Below are 23,306 nucleotides of genomic sequence, written 5' to 3'. Positions count from 1 at the left end.
CTTTGAATGTGAATTTAACATCTAAATGATATTTAATAATTCATAATTTAAATTTATCTGATATATTTGTTTTTTAACATTTAGATAAGCTATGGAAAACGTATTCGATACAAAAGATGCTCAGAATTACATTGATAGAATTAATAAACTGACTCCTGAAACACAGGGTTTGTGGGGCAAAATGATGGTTGATCAGATGTTGGCGCACTGTAATGTATCTTATGAAATGGTTTATGAACCCGAAAAGCATAAAAAACCGGGAGCCATTGCGAAATTTATTTTAAAATCATTTGTGAAATCTAAAGTGGTGGGCGAAAAAGCGTATGCCCAGAACGGACCGACAGCACCTCAGTTTATTATTGCAGACAGAAAGAATTTTGAAGAGGAAAAGAAGAGATTGGTTGGGTTTATTCAGAAAACACAGCAACTCGGAACTTCGGCTTTCGAAGGCAAAGAATCTTTTTCTTTCGGGAAATTAAAAGCTCAGGAATGGAACAATATGTTTGCAAAACATCTGAATCATCACCTTTCACAATTCGGAGTATAAATATTTAAACAAAACAGATATGAAAAAACTTTTATTAGCCTTCGTTCTTATTTCCAATTTCGTTTTTGCCCAGATGCCCAACATCTCGAATATTTGGCTTAACGACAGCAAGGCTTACACTGGAACAATCGGAAATAAAAATCAGGAAATTAAACTTAAAATTAATCTTTCGGAACAGAATAAGAAAAATGATCAGGAATATTTCGTTTCAGGATACACACTTGTAGATAAAAATTATACTAAGTTTGAAGGCAAAATGACCATAACTAAATACAGAAATACCAAGAAGAAAGGAGTTGTGTATGGCGAATATGAATTAGCCGAAGAAAATAAAGGCAAACATTCCGGACTTTTTAAAGGGAAATTTATGTATACTTTTAAATGGAATAAAACGGAAGAAAAAGTAGAATCTCAACAGATAGAATTAACAGGCGACTGGAAAAGCTACGACGGAACGCTGGATTTTAAAACAAGGATAAAAAATCAATAATTACAGATTAAGAATATGAAATTAGGTGCATTTTCAATCAGTTTGAGTGTAAAAGATCTTCAGAAATCAAAAGACTTTTATGAGAAACTGGGATTCAGCCAAATGGCAGGAAATATGGAACATAATTATCTGATCATGAAAAACGGAGATCATATTATCGGGCTTTTCAAAGCGATGTTCGACGGGAATATGTTAACCTTCAATCCCGGCTGGGATCAGGATGCACAGAACCTTGAATCTTTTGATGATGTGCGCGATATTCAGAAAAAATTAAAAGAGCAAGGTATCGAAATAGAGAAAAGTGCCGATGAATCAACTTCCGGTCCAGAGCATATTTATCTTAAAGATCCGGATGGAAATATGATTTTGATCGATCAGCACAGATAATATGATATCAAAATTAAAACTAAACTTTAAATAAAAACAAAACTATGGCATCAGTAAACGCTTATTTAACATTCAACGGAAACTGCAGAGAAGCTTTTGATTTTTACAAATCTGTTTTTGGCGGAGAATATCCTTACATTGGAACTTTTGGTGAAATGCCTCCGATGGAAGGCAAAGAAACTTCAGAGGATGATAAGGACAAAATTATGCACGTTTCTCTTCCGATTTCTAAAGAAACGGTTTTAATGGGAAGCGATACAGGCGGAGAGTGGGCTTCTCACTTCAAGCAGGGAAATAATATTGCGGTTTCTATTAATACAGATTCTAAGGAAGAAGCCGATACGTTATTCAACGGACTTTCTGCGGGCGGTATGGTTACAATGCCGTTAGAAGATACATTTTGGGGAGCTTACTTCGGAATGTTTACCGATAAATTCGGAATCAACTGGATGGTAAATTACGATGATCCTGCAAAAATGGAGCAACATCCTTAATTTTACATAACCGGCAGAATTCTGTCGGTTTTTTTAATTGAAATCTAATAATAATTCTAAAAAGCTGATTTACAAATAAGAGGATTGATTTTTCTAATATAGAGATTTTGTTATTATTGATTTAAAGTATTAAATTTGTTGAAAACGATAGATAATACTAATAAAACTATGAAAAGGATTTTTACGAAGGTGGCTTTGAGCATTTTTACTTTAGGTGCAACATTTTTACAGGCTCAGGAAAACGATTTGGGAGCTTGGTATATGTATTTCGGAAACAATAAGATTAGCAAGAAACTAAATTTTCATAACGAAATTCAGTATAGAAATTTTGATGGAATTGGAGACTTGGAACAACTTTTAATCCGTACCGGAATTGGATATGATTTAACGGAAAATAATAACAACATTTTATTAGGTTATGGTTTTATATTAAGTCGGCCTTACGTAAAAGGTGAAAAAACTGAAAACATTGAGCATCGTATTTTCCAGCAGTATATTACAAAACAGAAATTCGGGCGTTTTTATCTTCAGCATCGTTACAGATTAGAGGAACGCTTTTTAGAAGATGATTTCAGGATGAGGTTTCGTTATTTGTTGGGCGTTAATATTCCAATCAATAACAAAGAAATGTTGCCAAAAACATTTTATGGTTCTGTTTATAATGAGATTTTTCTCCATTTAAACAGTCCGACTTTCGATAGAAACCGAGTCTACGGAGCATTAGGATATATGATTAATAAAAATATGAGAATTGAAGCGGGGTATATGAATCAGATTCAGGAAAATAGAAACCGCGGACAGATTCAGATTGGTTTTTATAATAATATTCCGTTTACAAAAAATTAAAAAAATCCCATTTTAATGGATTTTAAACAACTAATAACTAAATAAAAGAAATCTTAAATAATCAAGTATTTTAAAAGTAATAATAATGATTCACAGTTATGTTATAATATCTATTGCAGTACTGTTGTCTGTAATGATACTCGTAATGATAGGACAAAAACTGAAAGTTGCCTATCCGATTTTCCTTGTAATTGCAGGTTTATTGATAAGCCTGGTTCCGGGAATGCCAAATATTGAAATAGAGCCTGATTTGGTTTTCTTGATTTTCCTTCCGCCGATTTTGTTTGAAGCAGCTTGGTTTACTTCATGGCAGGATTTTCATAAATGGAGAAAACAGATTTTCTCAATGGCTTTCGGGTTAGTGTTTTTAACGTCCATTGTGGTTGCTTATCTTTCTTCATCAATTATTCCGGGCTTAACAGTCGCAATGGGATTTTTGTTGGGAGGAGTTAATTCTCCACCAGATGCAGTTGCGGCAACTTCAGTATTGAAGCACATGAAAATTCCGAAAAAAATTACTACGATTCTGGAGGGAGAAAGTTTGATTAACGATGCATCGAGTTTAATTGTATTTAAATTTGCTTTGGCAGCTGTAATTTCCGGACAATTCATTTTTCGAGAAGCAGTACAGGATTTTTTCACTATGGCGATTGGAGGAATTGCAGTTGGAGCGGGTGTTGGACTTCTGTTTGGTAAATTATTAAAATTAATTCCTTCCAATTCAAATATCGACACCATTATTACACTGATTGTTCCTTACATTATGTACATCGGAGCGGAGCATTTTCATTTTTCCGGAGTGTTGGCAGTTGTGGTTGGAGGTTTGCTGATGTCTTATAATTCGCATTGTTATTTAAGTCATACGTCAAGAATTCAGTCAGGAAATGTCTGGAGTGTTCTGATATTTTTAATGAATACCATTATTTTCATTTTAATAGGATTAGAATTACCGGTTGTCGTTGCGGCGATGAAAGATTACACCATTTCAGAAGGTATTTTTTATAGTATTGTGATTGGTGGCGCTATTATTTTCACAAGATTGTTTTATAGTTATGCCATCATGTACTTTCCTTGGTTTTTGTCGAAAAAAGTGAGAGCAAAAAATCCTAAACCCGATTGGAAAGAACCTTTTATTATCAGTTTTGCTGCCATGCGGGGAGTAGTTTCTTTAGCTGCGGCATTATCAATTCCGGCATTTTTACCAAACGGCGATGCTTTCCCACACCGAAATATCATCCTGTTTGTAACGTTCGTTATTATTTTGATCACCTTGGTCGGACAGGGATTATTATTAACTCCAATTTTAAAATTTCTAAAAGTAGATGACGCAGGAAGTGAGCTCCCAGAAGAAAAACAGGAAGTCATTTTAATGAGAAAGTTAAAAGAAACCGCTCTGAACAAACTGGAAAATGATTTTTCAGAGTTGGCAGAAAAAAACAGTCTTGTACAGCATCAAAAACATAAACTGCAGAATGAAATGATGATGATGGCAGATAAAGCGCAGTGTATGGCTTCTACAGGAGATTATGTAAAGGCAATGAATGAAAATAAAGATGTCATGAGGCAGATTATTCAGGCGCAGAGAAACGAACTTCACCGTATGAAACGGGATAAGATTTTCGACGATCACGTCATGAGAACCATCGAAATGCAGTTGGATTTTGATGAAGCAAAAATTACCGGATTTTCCCACGGATAATTTTTACATTTGCATTAGTAAAATTAATAAAAACACATATGAATGACCCAATTATCATACAGTACAAGGTAAATGCACCTGTCGAAAAAGTATGGAATGCATTAACCGACAAAGATGAAATGAAAAACTGGTATTTCGATATTCCTGATTTTAAATTAGGGCTTTTTGAAATATTTAATTTCTACGAACCGGGAGAGGAAAAAAAATATCATCATCAGGCACAGATTTTAGAAATAATCCCGAATCAGAAACTGAAACACACATGGTATTATCCCGAATTATCAAAAGGAAAAACATTGGTAAGCTGGGAACTTCAAACTGATGAAAAAGAAGTCTTGATAAGATTAATTCATGATGAAATTGAAAACTTACAGGATTTAGGGGAAAGTTTTTCTGAAGAAGCTTTTGAAGAAGGCTGGCATGAGATTATCGGTAAAAGTCTGAAATCATATCTTGAAAAGGAAAATGATATTTAATTTTAAATCTATTATTGGTTACATATTACAATTTGGTCAACATATCGGTCAAATTAGTACAGAGGAATAAATTTTCCTAATTTTGATGAAAATATTTAGAAATTCAATGAAAAAAAATATAATAGCAGGTTTTGCAGTAGTTTTGTTGTTGGTAGCTTGTAAGAACGATAAAAAAGTTTTGGATTCTTTGGCAGATTATAACAATTCAATGACGGAGAAAGGGTATCATTTCGGAGATAAACTGACGTTGCCAAAAGAAGTAACAGATGATGCGGAAAGCATCTCCATCAGCTTTGGAGACAAAGAAACTTCTGAATTAACTATCAATCCTAAGTTCTTTACATTAGGTGACAATGCTGTTACTTTCAATATCAAAACAAAAGGAGGTGAAACATTAACTCAGGATGCGACCATCAATGTTTTTGCTAAAAATCCTGAACAGAAAATTAACTACGAAATTGTGGCAGAATATCCTCACGATCCTAAAAATTTCGTACAAGGTTTTCAGATCGAAGGGAATACTATTTATGAAAGTGACGGACAAAACGGATCTTCTCAGATTCTAAAATATACATTGGGAACCACAACTCCTCTGGCTTCAACAAAACAGCCTCAGGAAGATTTTTCTGAAGGAAGTACGATTGCTGGTGATAAAGTGTATCAACTGACTTGGCAAAGTAAAAAAGGTTACATTTATGATAAAAGTTCATTAAAATTGTTATCTGAATTTGCCTATCCTAATGTGTTGGGAGAAGGTTGGGGATTAACGTATGACGGAAAAAACCTGATCGCTTCAGACGGAAGTAAATTACTATATTTTCTTGATGTAAATGACCCTTCAAAGTTAATTAAATATATTGCCGTCGCGGGAAGTTCTCAGATTTACGATCAATTAAATGAGCTTGAATTTCATAACGGATTTATCTACGCAAACGTTTGGCAAAAACCGATTATTCTGAAAATTAATCCTGCCAACGGAGAAGTTGTCGGAACATTTGACTTTACAGAAATTGCAAAAAAAAATACAAAAGGAAGTGATGATGTACTGAACGGAATTGCTTTTAAAGGCGAAAATATGTTGGTGACGGGTAAAAACTGGTCGAAAATCTATGAAGTTGCGATCAAATAATTTTTTGATTTATATTAAAATTTAAACGTGAAGAAACATCTGATAGCAGGTTTCGCAGCTATTTTGTTGCTGGCATCTTGTACAAATGATGAAGATATTCTGAATGCTCTGGCGGATTACAACAATTCGATGGAGGAGAAAGGGTATCATTTTGGAGATAAATTAAATCTTCCGAAAGAAGTGACCGATAATGCAGAAAGTATTTCCATAAGTTTTGGAGACAAGGAAACTTCCAGTTTAATGATTGATCCTAAGTTTTTTACTTTTGGTGATAACGAAGTTACTTTTAATATCAAAACAAAAGGTGGCGAAATTCTCAATCAGGATGCAACCATCAATGTTTTTACAAAAAATCAGGAACAGAATATTGCCTACGAAATCGTAGCAGAATATCCTCACGATCCGAATAATTTTGTGGAAGGATTTCTTATCGAAGGAAATACAATATATGAAAGTGACGGTTTGGCAAAAGCTTCTCAATTAATAAAATATACGTTAGGAAGTACGACTCCGATCATCACAGAAAAGCAACCTGCCGATATTTTTTCTGAAGGTTGTGCAATTGTCGGTGACAAAATTTATCAGTTAACGTATCAGAATAAGATTGGTTTTGTTTACGATAAAAATACATTGAAAAAAATCTCAGAGTTTCCTTTGCCTAATGAGTTTGGAGAAGGTTGGGGATTGACTTACGACGGGAAAAATCTTATCGCAGATACGGGTTCAAATGACTTATATTTTTTAGATGTTAATGATCCTTCAAAAGTAGTAAAAACCGTTGCTGTTGGTGGAAATAAAGAGATTTACAGTCAAATCAACGAACTGGAATATCATAATGGATTTATTTATGCAAATGTTTGGCACAAACCGTATATTTTAAAGATAAATCCTACAAACGGAGAAACGGTCGGAAAGTTTGATTTTACAAAAATTACGGAAGAAAATACCAAAAATGACACCGAACACGTTTTAAACGGAATTGCTTTTAAAGGTGATAATATGTTGGTAACCGGTAAGAATTGGTCCAAAATTTACGAAGTTGCCATTAAATAAATTAAAAATTGTCACAACTTCAGTTGAATAAAAATAAATTAATTAAATTGGTAGCGTTCCTTAGGAGCGCTATCTTTAGTAAAAGAATTTGAAACGATTATATTTTATATTTGTATTGATTTTCTGTTCGTTATCTGCGCAGAAAACACTCCCTTTTGATACTTTAAAGCTCAAGGAAGTTAAAGATATGTTTGCAGACGATTACGGAAATCTGTATATCTATAAAAATAAAGATTTTAGTTTTACGAAGTATGATTCTTTAGGGAAACAGATTGGTAAACTGATGTTTACAGTGCCTTTCAAAGTACAGACTGTGCAAAATCCGTTAACGGTTCCTTTGTTTTCTGAAAATGCTCAGGAGTTAAAGTTTGTCGATCAAAATATGAATGAAATTCAGAAGGTTGATTTTAAACAGAAATTCGGATTTATAAAAATGGTATATGCCGAAGATCTACAGCAGATCTGGCTGTTGGATGAAAGTTCTAAACGATTGATTCAGTATAATTTCAGAAACGAAACGATGATCAATTCTTATCCTTTCGGAGATAGTTTTGATGATCTTATGGATTTTTTGGTGTATGAAAACAAAGTGTATATATTAACGAGAAAGTTTATCAGAGTATATAATTTTAAATTTGAAAAAATCTTTGAAGCGCCGATCGATAATGGAAAACGTTTCAGAAGAGAAAATGAATTTATATTAGTCATAACAAATAATTCGATTTTAAAATACATTCCGGAAAAAGAAATGGTTAAGATTTTCGGGGATTCTGATGCAAAGATTGTGGATAAAAATACGCTTTCTTATTTTGAAATGAAAGACAACAAACTCTATCTTTACAGCTTAGAAAAGAATACAGAAACTAAACTGCAGACAGAGCCTGATGCTAGGCCAAAAGCTACAGAACAGGATGTAGAAAAATCGGCAGAAAAACCTTCGGAATCAGACAGTCAGGAAGAAAAACTGGAAAAGAAAACACAGGAAATTGAAAGCAAAAATCCTGCTGAAAGTTCGTTGCAGAAACTGATTGAAGAAAGTTCGGAAGTTGAGTCGGCAGGCGTTTAGTTATTAAAATCAAAAATAGGTAAGAGAAATATGCATATTGCAGTTACAGGAAATATCGGAGCAGGAAAAACGACATTAACTACGATGCTTTCTAAGCACTACGGATGGGATGCCCAATTTGAAGATGTAGATCATAACCCTTATTTGGAGGATTTTTATGCTGACATGAGCAAGTGGAGTTTTGCTTTGCAGATTTATTTTTTGGGAAGCAGATTTCGTCAGGTTAAAGAGATTAGGGAAAGTGGAAAAAACATTATTCAGGATCGTACGATCTATGAAGATGCACATATTTTTGCAGAGAACTTAAACGATATGAATCTTCTGTCGGATCGTGATTTTAAAAATTATGAATCCGTTTTCAGTCTGATGAAATCTTTTGTTTCCGCACCGGATTTATTGATTTATCTTAAATCTGATGTTCCGAATCTCGTTAAAAAGATCTATAAAAGAGGAAGAGAATATGAGGCATCAATCAGCATTGAGTATCTTTCAAAATTGAATCAGAAATACGAAAAATGGATTTCTAATTATACGGAAGGAAAACTTTTGGTAATTGAAGTCGATGATTTGGATTTTGTTGAAAGACCGGAGGATTTCGGATTTGTTCTGGAAAAAATAGAAGCAGAACTGAATGGTTTGTTTAACAAAGATTTAGGATAAATTAAACTTAAAGTATATTGATTTCTTTCTAAATTTGAAGAACGAGTTTAATTTTTAAATATAATTATAGATGTTGGTTAAGGTTTTACATAATGGAAATTGTTCAAAATCAAATGCGGTTTTAGAATATCTGGATGAGAATGGAGTGCCGTTTGAGATCATTAATATTGTGGAAGATCCTCTAAGTGCTCTTGAAATTAAAACGGTTTTAAAGAAATTAAACCAAAGCGTTTTTCACATCATCAGAAAAACGGAAAAACTGTATATCGAAAAATTTGCGGGTAAAGATCTCTCGGAAGAAGAATGGATAAAAGTGTTGTCTGAAAATCCTGAACTGATCCAAAGACCGATTATCATTAAAGGTTCTGTGGCAATGTTGGGAAGACCGATTGAAAATGTGAAATATTTTATCGAAAAATAATAAGTACATTAAAATTTAAATAAAAAAAGTCAGCTTTATCGCTGACTTTTCTGTTTTTATAAAAGGATAACTCCTTCTATTTTAGCTACTTCTTTATAAATAGTTACCACCTGATCAGCATCCAGAACGAATGCATTGATATTGCAGGCTGTGTATTTCCCGTTTTTGCTTTCTCGGTTTCCTAGGGTGAATTTTACACCATCGAAAACTTTGTAGATTTCCGTTAATTTTGCCTGATCTGTCGGAATGATAAATTTGAATAAATAATCCTCCGGAAAATCATGATGACCTTCCAGTTTCTCCTTTAAAGAACTGTAAAATTCTTCAGGATTCGAATGTTGATTTCCTTGTAATATGTCCATCTTCTTTTAAATAATCTATAATAAATATAGTGAATTTTTTTCTATTTTCCAAGTGGCCCCAGTAATGCCTTTGAGTTTTGAATTTCGTAGTCTTCAACAATATTAAAGATACCGTTTACGAGCTGCTCAGAAGCAAGTTGACTCAAACCACCGGCGTTTACCGTAGCTTTATTTCCACCCAGAAGACTTCCCAATAAATTACTTCCTGATAAGGCAGTATTAATGCTTTTAACGATTCCATATTGATTTAACTGTTCATCAACTTTCGGAGCGATTGCAGCAATCAATTGTTGGGCTGTTTTTTCTTTTAGAATAAGAGTTGCAGTTCCTTTTTCACCATTAATAATCCTTGTTACATCCTGTGCATTCAAGCTGTTTACTGCATTTGTCAAAATTGGTTTTGAAATATTTACGGTATACACGGCAGCATCCGCAATATATGCTCTTTCTTTTGCCACCAAAGACGGAGCTACTTTTTCTAACATAGAATTGATGTCTCTCAAATGTTTCGGAAGAGCCTTGTCTACCATATTGTTTTGAAGGAAAGCATCTCGGTTACTGTAGACATTCATTCCTTTATCGATTCCGTTTAGAAGGAGTCTTTTAATGATGGATAATCCTATATCTGAAGTTGCCAGTGTCGTACAAGACTGCATTGTCGTATTAATAATGGCACCCGTCCCGATTATTAAAGCTGCAGCAATAATATATTTTTTCATACTTTTTTATTACTCTTTATATTTTCAAAATATACGCCAAATTTATAATGATTATTTAATTTAACAAAATTTAAAATCTCAGAGGCTTAAAATGGGGAATATTTATGATAATAGAATAAAGAATCAATTGTATTTTTTAATTTAAAATTCAGTTAATATTGGCGAAACATAGTTAAATTTTGAATATTATTAAACTTTTAGATATGAATTTTCTTTTTTATTTATTTTTTAAGAAACATTAACAATGTTGCAGAAATTTTTATACTTTTGGTTTAATGTCTTTTTTTGAGAAATACATTATTTCTTTCATTAAGATATTAAAAATAAGGTTTTGTGAAGGCCTTATATTAACTGATTGTACGAATAAAATTAAACTATATGAAACAAAGTGATTTAAAGTATTCATGTCTCATTGCTGTTCTATACTTTGGTATGAATGTCAATGCCCAGGTTACTCCAAAAGACTCTGCAACGAAAGAGCAGAAAATTGAGGAAGTAATTGTGGTAGGCTATGGTACGCAGAAAAAGGAAAATGTTACAGGGAGTATTGGTATAGTGACTGCTAAAGATTTAGCAGATAAACCTAATGCAAATCCACTAAACTCTGTGCAAGGAAAATTGGCTGGGGTAAATATTGTTACATCAGGTACACCAGGTGGATCTCCTCGGGTAGATATTAGAGGGGTTGGATCTTTGTCTGGTAATACAGTTTTCATTGTTGATGGAATGTTAACGGAAGACATTTCTTTCCTTAATCCTCAGGATATCGAATCTATGAGTGTCTTGAAAGATCCTTCAAGTTTGGCAATTTTTGGAGCTAAAGCTGCAAATGGAGCCGTAATTATCAAAACTAAGACAGGGAGAGGGAAACCGGTTTTCAATGTTAATTCTTATTTGGGAATCAAAACTGTTACCAATGTTCCTAAAATGGTAAATGGAGATCAATATATTGAATTGTATAACGAAAAAGTTCGCAATGATGTACCTAATCCCGAACCTTCAGATTTTATAACAAAATCCCAGTATTCCGGTAATACAGATTGGTTTAAAGAGATTTTACGTACAAGTATTATTAACTCAAATGATTTTTCTGCTTCAGGAAGTCTAGGTAAACTTAATTATTATGGTAGTGTAGGTTATCTGCAGGATGAAGGGAACTTAGCTGCCGGTACAGGAATTAATTCTGGAAGTGGTTTTAACCGATTTAATACCAAATTAAACCTTAGTTATAAGATTACAGATAATATTACGATTGGAGATAATTTTTCTTTTTCCAAAACGCGTACTGATGTAGCACAAAATCCTTTATTAGATGCACGTAATGCACCTCCAGTATTTGATGTTATTAATCCTGCGACTGGAGATTATCAATATATTACATTATTAAATGTACCTAATCCAAGGGCAAAGCTCGATCTTTATCGTTCTCAAGTAAGACAGGAAAGATTGCTTAATAATGTTTGGGCAGAAATTAAATTTTTGAAAGACTTTACTTTTAGAAGTAGTTATACCAGCGATAATTATAGCCCGAGCCAGTATGAATATACACCAACATTACTTTATGTTCCTGTTAGTAGCCAAAAACAATCCACACTAATAACTAGAGATAACAGATATAGAAACTATGTTTGGGATAATACTATTAATTGGAAAAAAGATTTTGGGAATCATAATTTGGAATTGCTAGCTGGTTTTTCCAGAATTAGAGATTCCAGATCAGAAGATGTATGGACTGCTAAAAATGTAAATTATAACGGTACCAATGGTTCTCTAAATATTAGTAACGGTACAGATATTTTTAATTATCATGATACTGCTGCTGCAGTTACTGATGGTAGACCAGAAGCAACACAAGATCAGCAAAGAATAGAATCTTTTTTTGGAAGGATAAATTATGACTATGCGGGTAAGTATCTTTTAAATGCTTCTGTACGTAGAGATGCTAGTTCGCAAATATCAACAGACAGATATAAAACTTTTCCTGCTGTAAGTATTGGTTGGGTAGTTTCAAAAGAAGGTTTTATGAGTGAGCAGAATGTTTTTGATTTGTTGAAATTGAGAGCAAGCTGGGGTAAATTAGGTAACCCGAAAGTTAAAAGAGATTTTTCTCCAATTGTAACTAATATCGGTGGTGGTGTATATTATGGTAACACTGGATATCCAGCAGGAACGGTTGACAGAGTGATTGATCCGTCAATTGGTTGGGAAACGACAACAGGTTCAGATTTTGGTGTTGAGATGGCATTTTTAAATAATAAATTAAAAGTTGAAGGAACTTACTATAACAAAGAATCGAAAGATATTGTTTATGCAATTAATCAAGCTACGATTTCCGGAGCTAGTAATCCGTATGATTATGTCACGAATGCTTACTCTTTTAAAAATAAAGGTTTTGAAGTATCTGTAAATTATAATGCAAATCTTAGTGAAGGTATTAAACTTGGAGTTTATGGTAACTTCACAACTCTTAAAAATGAGATCACAAACGTTTATCAAGATTCATTTTTAGAAACAGGAGCTAGTTTATTTGGTAATTCAATTGTAAGATTACAAGCTGGGCAAGCTGTTGGTTCTTACTATGGATACGAAGTTGCAGGCGTGTTTCAAACTGATGCCGAAGCGGCTGCATCTGGGCAGAACGGAGCAAAAGCAGGATGGTTCAAGTTTACGGATCTTGATGGAAATGGAGTAATTGATACCAGAGATAAAACTTTCTTAGGTAGCCCCATCCCTAAAGGAACGTATGGATTTGGAATAAACTTGGCGATTCATTCAATTGATTTTGGAATAGATTTCCAAGGTGTATTTGGTAATAAAATTTATAATTATAACCGTGAGCAACGTTACGGTAATGAAAGTTGGGATCTTGATATGTATAATAACAGATGGACAGGTGCAGGTACTTCCAACACCAATTCTATGATTACTTCAAACCAATCTATTATTTTACCAAGTAGCTTTTATGTAGAAGATGGTAGCTATTTTAGAATTAGAAATATTCAGATAGGATATAATTTACCTTCATCACTTGCTCAATCTTTATCCGTTAAAAAACTGAGGATATATCTAAGTGCACAAAACCCGTTTACAAGTTTCAAATATAATGGATTCTCTCCTGAAATTATGAATACTGATAGAGTGCAAATGGGTATAGATAATAATATTTATCCAATTTCTGCTATTTATACAATGGGTATGAATTTAACATTTTAATTAAAAAATCATGAAAAAAATATTTTTAACAATCTCAATATTTTCAATATTTGCTAGCTGTAATAATGATTTTGTTGATATTAAACCTGAAGGGGTAGTGGTAGCGGAGGACTTCTTTAAAACAGAAGCTGATGCTATGAAAGCGACGAATGCTATATACAGTTTCCTAAGAAGTTGGGAAAATTCTGGTTTTCCTGCGCAATTTGTATTCGGAGTAACTGGAGATGACGTTGAAAAAGGATCAAATCCAGGTGACGCATCTTTTATCAATGCATATGATAATTTTTCTTTTACAACGAGTGATGACGGAGTTAATGGATACTGGACTGGCCAATGGCAAGCTGTTCAAAGAGCAAACCAGGTTATTACTAATGTTCCGAACATTGATATGGATGCAACTCTTAGAACTAGATTGGTTGCAGAAGCTAAAATGTTGAGAGCTTATTTTTATTTTAATTTAGTAAGAATATATGGAGGGGTTCCTATTTTTGATGGGATACAAGTTGATTATATTAATAAACCAAGAAATACTGCTGCAGAGGTATATGCATTTATTGTAAAGGATTTAACTGAAGCATCTGCAATTTTACCTCAAACATATCCTGCAGGTCAGGAAGGAAGAGTAACAAAAGGTGGTGCTCTGGGATTACTTTCAAAAGTTTATCTTTATATGAAAGACTACCAAAAGGCTTATGACATTTCAACTCAAGTAAAAGGAATGGGATATTCTTTAGATCCTAGTTTTAATCACTTATTTAGACCGGCAGGTGAATTTGGAACTGAGTCAGTTTTCGAAGTTAATTGTGGTTGTTCTCCAGAATTTGGTGGGAGTCAGTATGCAGAAGTTCAGGGGGTAAGAAATCAGTACGGATGGGGTTTCTTTACGCCAACTCTAGCATTAGAGAATGCATTTGAGCCTGGTGATATCAGAAAACAATTTACCATTCTTAGAGAAGGTCAAACTACACCGGAAGGTGATCTTATCAAAAAAGGAGATCCACAAGCAGGCAATACCTGGAATTATAAAACTTATGTTCCTTCATCACTTAACAATAATGCATGCGGATATGGATCAATCCAAAACATAAGAATCTTGAGATTTGCAGACATTCTTTTAATCAATGCTGAGGCAGCAAACGAATTAGGAAATACTGCGGTTGCGATTACTGATATCAACTTAGTAAGAAACAGAGCTCAGCTTGCGAATACAACTGCAACTGGTCAGACTGCTCTTAGAACTGCAATCTGGCAAGAGAGAAGAGTAGAGTTGGCTATGGAAAATGATAGATTTCCAGATTTAGTGAGAACAGGTCAAGCTGCTACTTTCCTTGGTCCATTAGGATTTCAGACCGGTAAAAATGAGTTATTTCCGATACCTTTAAGAGCAATTACAGATAGTAAAGGTATTTTAACGCAGAACCCAGGTTACTAAAAATAAATAAAACTTAAAGGAGAATGAAAGTTCTCCTTTTCTTTTAGTATTTCGTTTAAAAAATGTTACAATGAAAAGGATAATATTATCGATTACGGCAATATCATTACTGGCAGTTTCATGCAAAAATTCTCAGAGTGTCAATCACAAAATTTCAAAAGTTGAAACGGTAAAAAGTAATATTACTGATGAGCAACTCATGGACAAAGTTCAGAAAGATGCTTTAAAATATTTCTGGGACTATGCCGAACCGAATTCAATGTTGGGAAGAGAGCGCTATCACGAAGACAATATCTATCCGGATAATGATAAACACGTTGTTACAACAGGTGGATCAGGATTTGGCTTAGCAACTATTTTGGTCGGAGTCGAAAGAGGTTTTGTTCCAAGAAAGGAAGCGGTGAAAAGATTAACCAATATGATGGATTTCCTTGCAAAAGCAGACCGTCATAAAGGAGCCTGGTCACACTGGATTAATGGAGAAACAGGAAAAACTGTTCCTTTTGGAAAGAAAGATAATGGAGGAGATTTAGTGGAAACAGCATTTTTAACTTCAGGAATTTTAATGGTTCGTGAATATTTTAAAAACGGAAATGCTGAAGAAAAAGCCTTAGCTCAAAAATGCGACGAACTATGGAAAGGAATTCAATGGAACTGGTACACAAAAGGAGGCGAAAAAGTATTATATTGGCATTGGTCACCGGAATACCAATGGGAAATGAATTTTCCACTGCAGGGTTATAATGAATGTTTGATTACATATATTTTAGCCGCTTCATCTCCAACGTATTCAATTGATGCCGAAACCTATTACAAAGGGTGGACAAGAAACGGAACCTACCTTTCAGATAAAGAAAAATACGGACTTCCAATGTATGTAAAACACAACGGAGCCGAAGAATATGGCGGACCTTTATTTTGGACACAATATTCTTACATCGGTTTAGATCCTACCAATTTATCGGATAAATTAATTAAAAATTACTTTGATTTAAATAAAAATCAGGTTTTAATCGACTACAAATACTGCGTCGAAAACCCAAAAGGATGGAAAGGATACGGACCAAATTATTGGGGATTAACGGCAGGTTATTCAAGAAACAAGGATGGAAGTGTAGGTTATGACGCTCACTTTCCGCAAAATGACCATGGAGTAATCACTCCTACTGCAGCATTGAGCAGTTTTCCGTATTCACCAAAAGAATCCATGGATTTTCTGAGATTTATGTATACTCAAAAGCCTGAATTTATCGGTTCTGCGGGACCTTTTGATGCCACTTCAATTAATTATAATAATTGGACAACGCCAAGATATTTAGCAATCGATCAGGGAACTATTGGTCCGATGATTGAAAACTACAGAACCGGATTTTTATGGAAATTATTCATGAATGCTCCCGAAATTCAACAGGGATTGAAAAAATTAAGCTTCAAATCTGAAAAATATAATATCAAATAAATATCAATAGGAACGGGCTTTAGCTCGTTTGAATAAAACCAAAATCAAATGGCTTTAGCCAAAACCTAATATTAAAATGAAATTAAAACTAAAACACCTTCCACTATTACTTCTCCCATTATCCCTAAGTGTAAACGCCCAGGAAATCAAAGCAGAATTAAATAAAGAAGTCAAAAGACAGGAAAAAATTTCTTATATACTGGATTATCCTCAAAATACCAAAGGAAATGTCCCTTTGATCGTGTTTCTTCATGGTTCGGGAGAAAGAGGAAATAATTTAGAGATTGTAAAAGCGCACAGCCCGTTTACGTATAAAAATCTCATCAAAGAACCGGTTGCAATTCTGGCACCGCAATGTCCTGAAAACACATGGTGGGATACGGTGACGGTTTATAATTTAATCAAAGAAATTCAGTCAAAATATAAAGTTGATGCTTCCAGAATTTACCTTACCGGACTTTCAATGGGAGGTTGGGGAACATTAAAACTGGCAATGGAGCATCCAGAGATGTTCGCAGCAGTAGTTTCAGTTTGCGCACCGACTGATCGAGTAATGTATGCGAACATCGATCAATATAAGAATGTAAACATGAAAATTTTTCATGGCGGAATGGATGACGTAGTTTTACCTGAAAATGCATTGAATTTTTATCAGGCATTACATCCGGTAAATTCAACCAGCGAATTAACAATCTTTCCTAATGATAACCACAACTCTTGGGATTCTACGTATTCAAATCCAAAATTATACGAATGGATGTTGTCAAAAAGGAAAGAAAAATAATTCATTTAATATTAATAATAATGAGAAAAATCTTGGCGATCTTATTTAAGTGAAACGCCTTTGTGATCTTAAAAACGGAATATTTATTAAAGAAAATCTTAATGATCTTTGCGTTAAAATATTTCATTGTTAAAAAAATTAGACAAAAAAATAGAACTATAATTTATAAGAAGAAGATACCTATGAAAAAGTTAATTGTAATCGCCACTTTAGCATTGGCACCTGTGTTTTCGGCGCAGGAAATGGTCACGAAACCCGTTCAGTCTTATCAGACGGCTCAGTATCAGACTAAAAAGAAAGATTTTGTAGATAATCTTTTGTCGAAAATGACTTTAGATGAAAAAATCGGACAGCTGAATTTACCAAGTTCAGGAGATTTTACTACAGGTTTGGCTAAAAGTTCCGACATCGGAAAAAAAGTTGGACAAGGTTTAGTTGGTGGACTATTCAATATAAAAGGTGCAGATAAAATCAAGGCAGTTCAGAAAGTTGCTGTTGAAAACAGCCGTCTGAAAATTCCTTTGATTTTCGGGATGGATGTGATTCACGGTTACGAAACTACCTTCCCGATTCCATTAGGATTGGCGGCTTCCTGGGATATGAATTTAATTCAGCAGTCAGCAAGAGTTGCAGCAAAAGAAGCAGCGTCTGACGGAATAAACTGGACGTATTCTCCGATGGTCGATATTTCACGCGAACCAAGATGGGGTAGGGTTTCCGAAGGTTCCGGTGAAGATCCGTATTTGGGAAGTGAGATTGCTAAAAATATGGTGTACGGTTACCAGGGAAAAGACTTGGCAAACGGAACCAATATTTTGGCGTGTGTAAAGCACTTTGCATTATACGGAGCTGGTGAATCTGGGAGAGATTACAATACGGTTGATATGAGCCACGTAAGAATGTTCAATGAATATTTCCCACCTTACAAAGCAGCTGTTGATGCAGGAGTAGCTTCTGTGATGGCTTCTTTCAATGAAGTAGACGGAGTTCCTGCAACAGGAAACAGATGGCTTCAGACTGAGGTTTTAAGAAATAAATGGAACTTTAAAGGTTTCGTAGTGACCGATTACACGGGAATCAACGAAATGGTTGATCACGGAATGGGAGATCTTCAGCAGGTTTCTGCTTTAGCCTTGAAAGCAGGAATTGATATGGATATGGTGGGTGAAGGATTTTTAACAACGCTTAAAAAATCTTTATCTGAAGGAAAAGTAACTCAGGCTGAAATCGATATGGCTGCAAAAAGAATTTTGGAAGCAAAATATGATTTAGGCTTGTTCGATAATCCTTACAAACACGGTGATGCAAAATTGGCAGCAAAAGAGGTTTACAGCATGGAAAACCGAAATATTGCCAGAAATGCCGCAGCACAATCGATGGTTTTAATGAAAAATGACAATCAGGTTCTTCCTTTGAAAAAATCAGGGACCGTTGCCGTGATCGGACCGTTGGTAAATAATTCTTTGAATATGGCGGGAACCTGGAGTGTTGCTGCTCAGCATGACAAAGCGGTAAATTTAATGCAGGGTCTTCAGGCAAACTTTGGCAAAGATGTGAAATTTGTTTCTGCTAAAGGTGCCAACATCGATTATGATGCAAAACTGGAAGATATTTATGCTGCGCATGGTAAAAAAACCGACAGAGATAACCGTTCAAAAGAAGTTTTGTTAAAAGAAGCTGTAGACATTGCCAACAAAGCAGATGTTATTGTTTTGGCAATTGGAGAATCTGCGGAAATGAGTGGTGAATCTTCTTCAAGAACGGAGATTACGATTCCTCAATCTCAGGTTGATTTATTAAACGAATTAAAAAAGACAGGAAAGCCAATCGCAATGGTACTTTTCACGGGTCGTCCTCTGGCTTTAACGAATGTAAAAGATACGCCTGATGCCATATTAAACGTTTGGTTCGCAGGTTCTGAAGCTGGAAACGCAATTTCTGATGTTCTTTTCGGAAAAGTAAATCCTTCAGGAAAACTGCCGATGACATTCCCAAGAAGTTTAGGACAGGTTCCGATTTATTATAATGCGAAAAATACAGGTCGTCCTTTAAGTCAGGAATTAACTGATAAATGCGAATACCAAAGATTTCGTTCCAATTATATGGATGAGTGTAACACGCCTTTATATCCGTTTGGGTTTGGGTTGAGTTACACAAAATTCAATTATTCTGATGTTACGGTTTCTAATGCCAATCCAAAAGGAAATCAAACGATTCAGGCTTCTGTAACGGTTACGAATTCCGGAAATTATGATGGTGCTGAGGTAGTTCAGTTGTACATCAGAGATATGGTGGGAAGCATCACGAGACCGGTAAAAGAATTGAAAGGTTTCCAAAAAGTGATGTTGAAAAAAGGTGAGTCTAAGAAAATTACTTTTGACATTACTCCGGAAAGTTTAAAATTCTACAACGGAGATTTGAAGTATGATTGGGAATCAGGAGAATTTGATGTGATGATCGGAACTAATTCCGAAGAAGTAAAACATTCAAAAATCAACTGGACAAAATAAGATATTCAAAGAAATCATTCTGAAAGCCATTCGAAAGAGTGGCTTTTTTATGTTTAATAAATAATAAAGAGTGCTGAGAAAAGATTTAGATGTTCTTGTAAAGTATTAAAATTTAATGAATTGTACTTGATTGCCTCTTCGGACTGGTTGACTGGCACTTCGGAATGGTTGATTGCTTCTTCAAAGTAGTTGATTGTTTCAACGGAGCAGTTGGTTGTTATGTTGAAATACTAAAATACTTCATCGTAATGGTTGATTGCTTCAATTGAACGGTTGATTTTCATTATACATTAGTTAATCATCCTCTTTAATCAGTTGAGGTTGGGTTTATAATAATTTTTTTATTGTTTTATAACCCGTTTCACATTTTTCCTTCATTTCGTCACTTCGAGTAGATTTTTGTAAAAAATCGTATCGAGAAGTTTCCTAATTAAACAACCAAAGTTTGCCATTCACAGTTCTCGGTACATTTTTCTACGCTCCGCTGCGAAAAACACTCGAACCGACGAATCAATTTTTCAAAATATACAAGTACTGTTTTATAATATCATCCAAAAGTCAACAGAACAAAATAAATTAAGTAAAGTCATTCAGAAAAGTAGCATTTTCGTATCTTAGGGTAAACTATTATTAAAAAATGATACCATGAAAAAAACAATTTTATTCAGCGCTTTGTTTATTGGTGCTTTTGCTTTTGCACAAAAAGCTCCGATGGTGGGAGGTGACAAAGATGTTCACGGCTGCAGAGGTTCGGCAGGGTACACCTATTCCCAACTTAGAAATGATTGCGTACGGGTTTTCGAACAGAAAATTAAACTAAAAGAAGTTAATCCTGCCGGAAGTTCCACTTCAATGACAGCAGTGATTTTCAGCAAGAATATGAAAAAAGCTGAAATATTCATTCCGGATGGAAGTGCCAAAAGCATTATTCTCGACAGACAGGGAAAAGGGAAAATTTGGAAAAGCGGAACTCATATTAAAGAAAGTTATGTTTTAATTCCTTACAAAAAGACAGGTTACCAGATTAAAAAAGATGATGTTGTTATCTATCAATAAAACAAAAAACAGGAAATCAATTTGACTTCCTGTTTTTTTATGTTGAAATGTAATTATAAAATTATCCTGCAACAACTGTTTCCTCAGCATATACGACACCTTCATAACAAGCATTGTAAATCGCTTTCAATTCATCCAGAGTAGGAACTCTTGGGTTGAAACCTGTACAAGGATCTACCAAAGCATTGTTGGCGATATAGTCAAGGTTTTTATCCCAGTCTTCTCTTGAAATTCCGAATTCTTTGATAGAAGATTGATTGTTAATTTCCGAACGAAGAGTTTCGATAGCCTGAGCCAATTCTTCAGCCGTTTCTTTACCGATTACTTTTGCTAAATCAGGATAACGTTCAGTCGCCTGAGCATTAAAACGGATAACATTCGGTAAGAAAATCGCATTGGAAGCACCGTGAGGAATTCCGTACAAAGCACCAACCTGGTGAGACAGAGAATGAACAATTCCCAACCATGCATTATTGAAAGCCAAACCTCCCATAAATGACGCATCGTGCATATTTTGACGAGCTGCGATATTAGTTGGATTTTCTACAACTTCTTTTAGATTATCGAAAACCAATTCCAAACCACCTTTAGAAAGTGCATCTGCAATATTGTTGTCGATATTAGAAACATAAGCTTCAACACAGTGAGTTAAAACATCAAGACCTGTATTGGCTGTAACGTGAGCCGGCATTGAAGCACATATTTCACCATCGATAATCGCAATATCCGGAGTCAATTCATAAGAAACAATTGGATATTTTACTCCTTTTTCACGATTTGTAATTACTGCTAAACCTGTCGTTTCAGTTCCCGTTCCGCTTGTAGATGGAATAGCGATAAATTTAGCTTTGTTTCTTAAAACAGGTACAGTGAAAGGTTTGATCATCGCATCGAAATCCGCATCAGGATATTCGTAGAAAACCCACATAATCTTTGCCGCATCAATTGCTGAACAACCTCCTAAACCGATAATCCAGTCCGGTTGGAAATTTTGAATCATTTCAGCACCTTTCATACACGTTGCAGATGATGGATCTTCTTCCACACCATCGAAAATCTGAGTTTCGATTCCTGCTTCAGTAAGAAAAGCAACTGCTTTATCCAACGTTCCGCTTTTTCTCATCGAGCTTCCTCCAGTTACGATTACTGCTTTTTTACCTTTAATATTTGCTAATTCAGAAAGAGTTCCTGCACCATGGAAAACCTCTCCTGCAATAAATAATTTGCTCATTTTTTATTCTTTAATTTAATGATGCAAAATTAAAAACAGCAAAAGGAATGATGTTATACAAATAAGACTATGCGTTATACATTTGCGCCAGTTCCTGCTGAAGTTCCGTAGGCGTTTCTTTGAGTTTTGATTTTACGAATTTATTGAGCGCAGAAGGGGAATTGAAACCCAGGTCAAAAGCGATTTCCTTATGTGAAAGGTCAGAAAACATCAGTTGACGCTTTATTTCCATTAAAATTCGGTTGTGAATCGCCTGAATTGCGGTTTCTCCACAATGTTTTTTGGTGATTGAATTTAATTTTTTCGGAGTAATTGCCAATTCTTCGGCGTAATATTGAACGGTTCTGTATTGTTTATAATGTTCGTTCAGTAATTTTTTAAATTTAACATAAATAGGTTTGTCGGCAGTTTCTCTATGTAAAATAGGATGTAACCCGTGAACGGATTCAATCAATCCTAAAAGGAAAATCTTTATAAGAAATCTCGCCTGTTCTTTTTTTATTAAACTCGGCTTTTGATAAATTCCCTGAATAATCTGAATTGATTGTAAACTTTGCTCAAAATCTTCTGGAGTAAGAATGGTACAGTTAAGTTGTGTGGAAAGATTCACATTATAAGTACTCAATTCATTTTTTAAAATATCTGAGCAGAATAATATTTCCTCAAACAGAATGATTTTTCCTTTCAAATCTTCGCTTAAATCAGAAATAAAATGAACCTGCTCAGGAAATACCACAGAAATTTTTCCGGCTTTCAGATAATTAATCTTTTCTTCAATATGAAGTTGTAAGGTTCCTTCTTTAATAATAATGATTAAGAAATGATCTTTTTTATGAGGCTTAAAATAGTCCTTTAAATTTTCTTCATTTAAATCAAAAACCCGAAAAGACAGATTTTTATCTTCCTCCTTCTGAATATTTTTTTTGATCTCCAATTTCTTCAAACTGCCCATTCCATTATTGTTTTAAAACGAAGCAACAAAGATATTGCAAAACGATCTCAGTTTGCAATATTTTATGATAATGAATTTTCAGTAGCTCTTTCCAGCTTTCCACTGTGTCTTTTAGGCGGCGGTCTACGCTTTGCTCCGCCCGCCGCCTAAAAGGATGCCGTTTCAATCTGGGCTAGGACGGAGCTATATGATATAAACTTAGGTTTTAAAATTCAATTTCGTCAACCTTCTGTAGATAAATATTCAGAGCAAAATTTCTCCCTCCTTTGCACCATCCGTCAAAAATGCAAATGTTCTGAATTCTACATTTATTAAAATTT

General features: G+C 34.4%; 22 protein-coding genes. 18 read left to right on the top strand and 4 right to left on the bottom strand.

The window, feature by feature from the left end; all coding sequences use genetic code 11:
* Nucleotides 1–91: 91 nt before the first annotated feature.
* From ASG22_RS09975 to ASG22_RS09920, 12 genes are all read left to right on the top strand, one after another.
* A complete protein-coding gene (locus ASG22_RS09975; protein WP_055983628.1) occupies nucleotides 92–547 on the top strand; it encodes a DUF1569 domain-containing protein in 456 nt (151 codons plus the stop codon).
* A 19-nt stretch (nucleotides 548–566) separates the two neighbouring features.
* Nucleotides 567–1,037, top strand: a complete 471-nt coding sequence (locus ASG22_RS09970; protein WP_055983626.1) for a hypothetical protein — start codon at nucleotides 567–569, stop codon at nucleotides 1,035–1,037.
* 15 nt (nucleotides 1,038–1,052) lie between these two features.
* Nucleotides 1,053–1,424, top strand: coding sequence for a VOC family protein (locus ASG22_RS09965; protein ID WP_055983624.1), 372 nt, complete (start codon nucleotides 1,053–1,055; stop codon nucleotides 1,422–1,424).
* A gap of 44 nt (nucleotides 1,425–1,468) precedes the next feature.
* On the top strand, nucleotides 1,469–1,918 hold the full coding sequence (locus ASG22_RS09960) for a VOC family protein (RefSeq protein ID WP_055983622.1): 450 nt from the start codon (nucleotides 1,469–1,471) through the stop codon (nucleotides 1,916–1,918).
* A 168-nt stretch (nucleotides 1,919–2,086) separates the two neighbouring features.
* Complete coding sequence (locus ASG22_RS09955; RefSeq protein WP_055983620.1) at nucleotides 2,087–2,764, top strand: DUF2490 domain-containing protein; 678 nt, start codon at nucleotides 2,087–2,089, stop codon at nucleotides 2,762–2,764.
* Between the two features lie 85 nt (nucleotides 2,765–2,849).
* Nucleotides 2,850–4,463: a Na+/H+ antiporter gene (locus ASG22_RS09950; protein WP_055983618.1), complete on the top strand. Its 1,614-nt coding sequence runs from the start codon at nucleotides 2,850–2,852 to the stop codon at nucleotides 4,461–4,463.
* A 38-nt stretch (nucleotides 4,464–4,501) separates the two neighbouring features.
* Nucleotides 4,502–4,939 carry an SRPBCC family protein gene (locus ASG22_RS09945; protein WP_055983616.1) on the top strand — a complete coding sequence of 146 codons (438 nt, stop codon included), beginning with the start codon at nucleotides 4,502–4,504 and terminating at the stop codon, nucleotides 4,937–4,939.
* Between the two features lie 106 nt (nucleotides 4,940–5,045).
* Nucleotides 5,046–6,068, top strand: coding sequence for a glutaminyl-peptide cyclotransferase (locus tag ASG22_RS09940; RefSeq protein WP_055983615.1), 1,023 nt, complete (start codon nucleotides 5,046–5,048; stop codon nucleotides 6,066–6,068).
* 27 nt (nucleotides 6,069–6,095) lie between these two features.
* Nucleotides 6,096–7,121, top strand: a complete 1,026-nt coding sequence (locus ASG22_RS09935) for a glutaminyl-peptide cyclotransferase (protein ID WP_055983613.1) — start codon at nucleotides 6,096–6,098, stop codon at nucleotides 7,119–7,121.
* An 88-nt stretch (nucleotides 7,122–7,209) separates the two neighbouring features.
* On the top strand, nucleotides 7,210–8,187 hold the full coding sequence (locus ASG22_RS09930; RefSeq protein WP_055983611.1) for a hypothetical protein: 978 nt from the start codon (nucleotides 7,210–7,212) through the stop codon (nucleotides 8,185–8,187).
* Nucleotides 8,188–8,217: 30 nt separating this feature from the next.
* Nucleotides 8,218–8,847, top strand: coding sequence for a deoxynucleoside kinase (locus ASG22_RS09925; RefSeq protein WP_055983609.1), 630 nt, complete (start codon nucleotides 8,218–8,220; stop codon nucleotides 8,845–8,847).
* A 70-nt stretch (nucleotides 8,848–8,917) separates the two neighbouring features.
* Entirely contained in the window at nucleotides 8,918–9,268 is a 351-nt protein-coding gene (locus ASG22_RS09920; protein ID WP_055983607.1) for an ArsC/Spx/MgsR family protein, read from the top strand.
* A 56-nt stretch (nucleotides 9,269–9,324) separates the two neighbouring features.
* Here ASG22_RS09920 and ASG22_RS09915 read toward each other — a convergent pair whose 3' ends face one another.
* Both ASG22_RS09915 and ASG22_RS09910 read right to left on the bottom strand, forming a co-directional pair.
* Nucleotides 9,325–9,630: a DUF493 family protein gene (locus ASG22_RS09915; protein ID WP_055983606.1), complete on the bottom strand. Its 306-nt coding sequence runs from the start codon at nucleotides 9,628–9,630 to the stop codon at nucleotides 9,325–9,327.
* 41 nt (nucleotides 9,631–9,671) lie between these two features.
* Nucleotides 9,672–10,349 carry a DUF4197 family protein gene (locus ASG22_RS09910; protein WP_055983604.1) on the bottom strand — a complete coding sequence of 226 codons (678 nt, stop codon included), beginning with the start codon at nucleotides 10,347–10,349 and terminating at the stop codon, nucleotides 9,672–9,674.
* 378 nt (nucleotides 10,350–10,727) lie between these two features.
* On the opposite strand from ASG22_RS09910, the gene ASG22_RS09905 reads away from it, so the two are divergent.
* From ASG22_RS09905 to ASG22_RS09880, 6 genes are all read left to right on the top strand, one after another.
* Entirely contained in the window at nucleotides 10,728–13,562 is a 2,835-nt protein-coding gene (locus ASG22_RS09905; RefSeq protein WP_082504992.1) for a SusC/RagA family TonB-linked outer membrane protein, read from the top strand.
* 10 nt (nucleotides 13,563–13,572) lie between these two features.
* On the top strand, nucleotides 13,573–14,994 hold the full coding sequence (locus tag ASG22_RS09900; protein ID WP_055983599.1) for a RagB/SusD family nutrient uptake outer membrane protein: 1,422 nt from the start codon (nucleotides 13,573–13,575) through the stop codon (nucleotides 14,992–14,994).
* A 70-nt stretch (nucleotides 14,995–15,064) separates the two neighbouring features.
* Entirely contained in the window at nucleotides 15,065–16,453 is a 1,389-nt protein-coding gene (locus tag ASG22_RS09895; RefSeq protein ID WP_055983597.1) for a glucoamylase family protein, read from the top strand.
* Nucleotides 16,454–16,529: 76 nt separating this feature from the next.
* Nucleotides 16,530–17,237, top strand: coding sequence for a prolyl oligopeptidase family serine peptidase (locus tag ASG22_RS09890; protein WP_055983595.1), 708 nt, complete (start codon nucleotides 16,530–16,532; stop codon nucleotides 17,235–17,237).
* Nucleotides 17,238–17,419: 182 nt separating this feature from the next.
* Nucleotides 17,420–19,747, top strand: coding sequence for a beta-glucosidase BglX (bglX, locus tag ASG22_RS09885; protein ID WP_055983593.1), 2,328 nt, complete (start codon nucleotides 17,420–17,422; stop codon nucleotides 19,745–19,747).
* 645 nt (nucleotides 19,748–20,392) lie between these two features.
* Nucleotides 20,393–20,803 carry a hypothetical protein gene (locus tag ASG22_RS09880; RefSeq protein WP_055983591.1) on the top strand — a complete coding sequence of 137 codons (411 nt, stop codon included), beginning with the start codon at nucleotides 20,393–20,395 and terminating at the stop codon, nucleotides 20,801–20,803.
* Between the two features lie 61 nt (nucleotides 20,804–20,864).
* Here the strand turns inward: ASG22_RS09880 and ASG22_RS09875 are convergent, their stop codons facing one another.
* Nucleotides 20,865–22,034, bottom strand: a complete 1,170-nt coding sequence (locus ASG22_RS09875) for an iron-containing alcohol dehydrogenase (protein WP_055983589.1) — start codon at nucleotides 22,032–22,034, stop codon at nucleotides 20,865–20,867.
* Nucleotides 22,035–22,101: 67 nt separating this feature from the next.
* Entirely contained in the window at nucleotides 22,102–22,986 is an 885-nt protein-coding gene (locus tag ASG22_RS09870) for an AraC family transcriptional regulator (protein WP_055983587.1), read from the bottom strand.
* Nucleotides 22,987–23,306 lie beyond the last annotated feature (320 nt).

The sequence above is a fragment of the Chryseobacterium sp. Leaf405 genome (assembly GCF_001425355.1).
Classification (GTDB): Bacteria; Bacteroidota; Bacteroidia; order Flavobacteriales; family Weeksellaceae; genus Chryseobacterium.
Note: the sequence above shows the minus strand (reverse complement) of the source record. Positions and strands in the feature narration are given on the sequence as shown.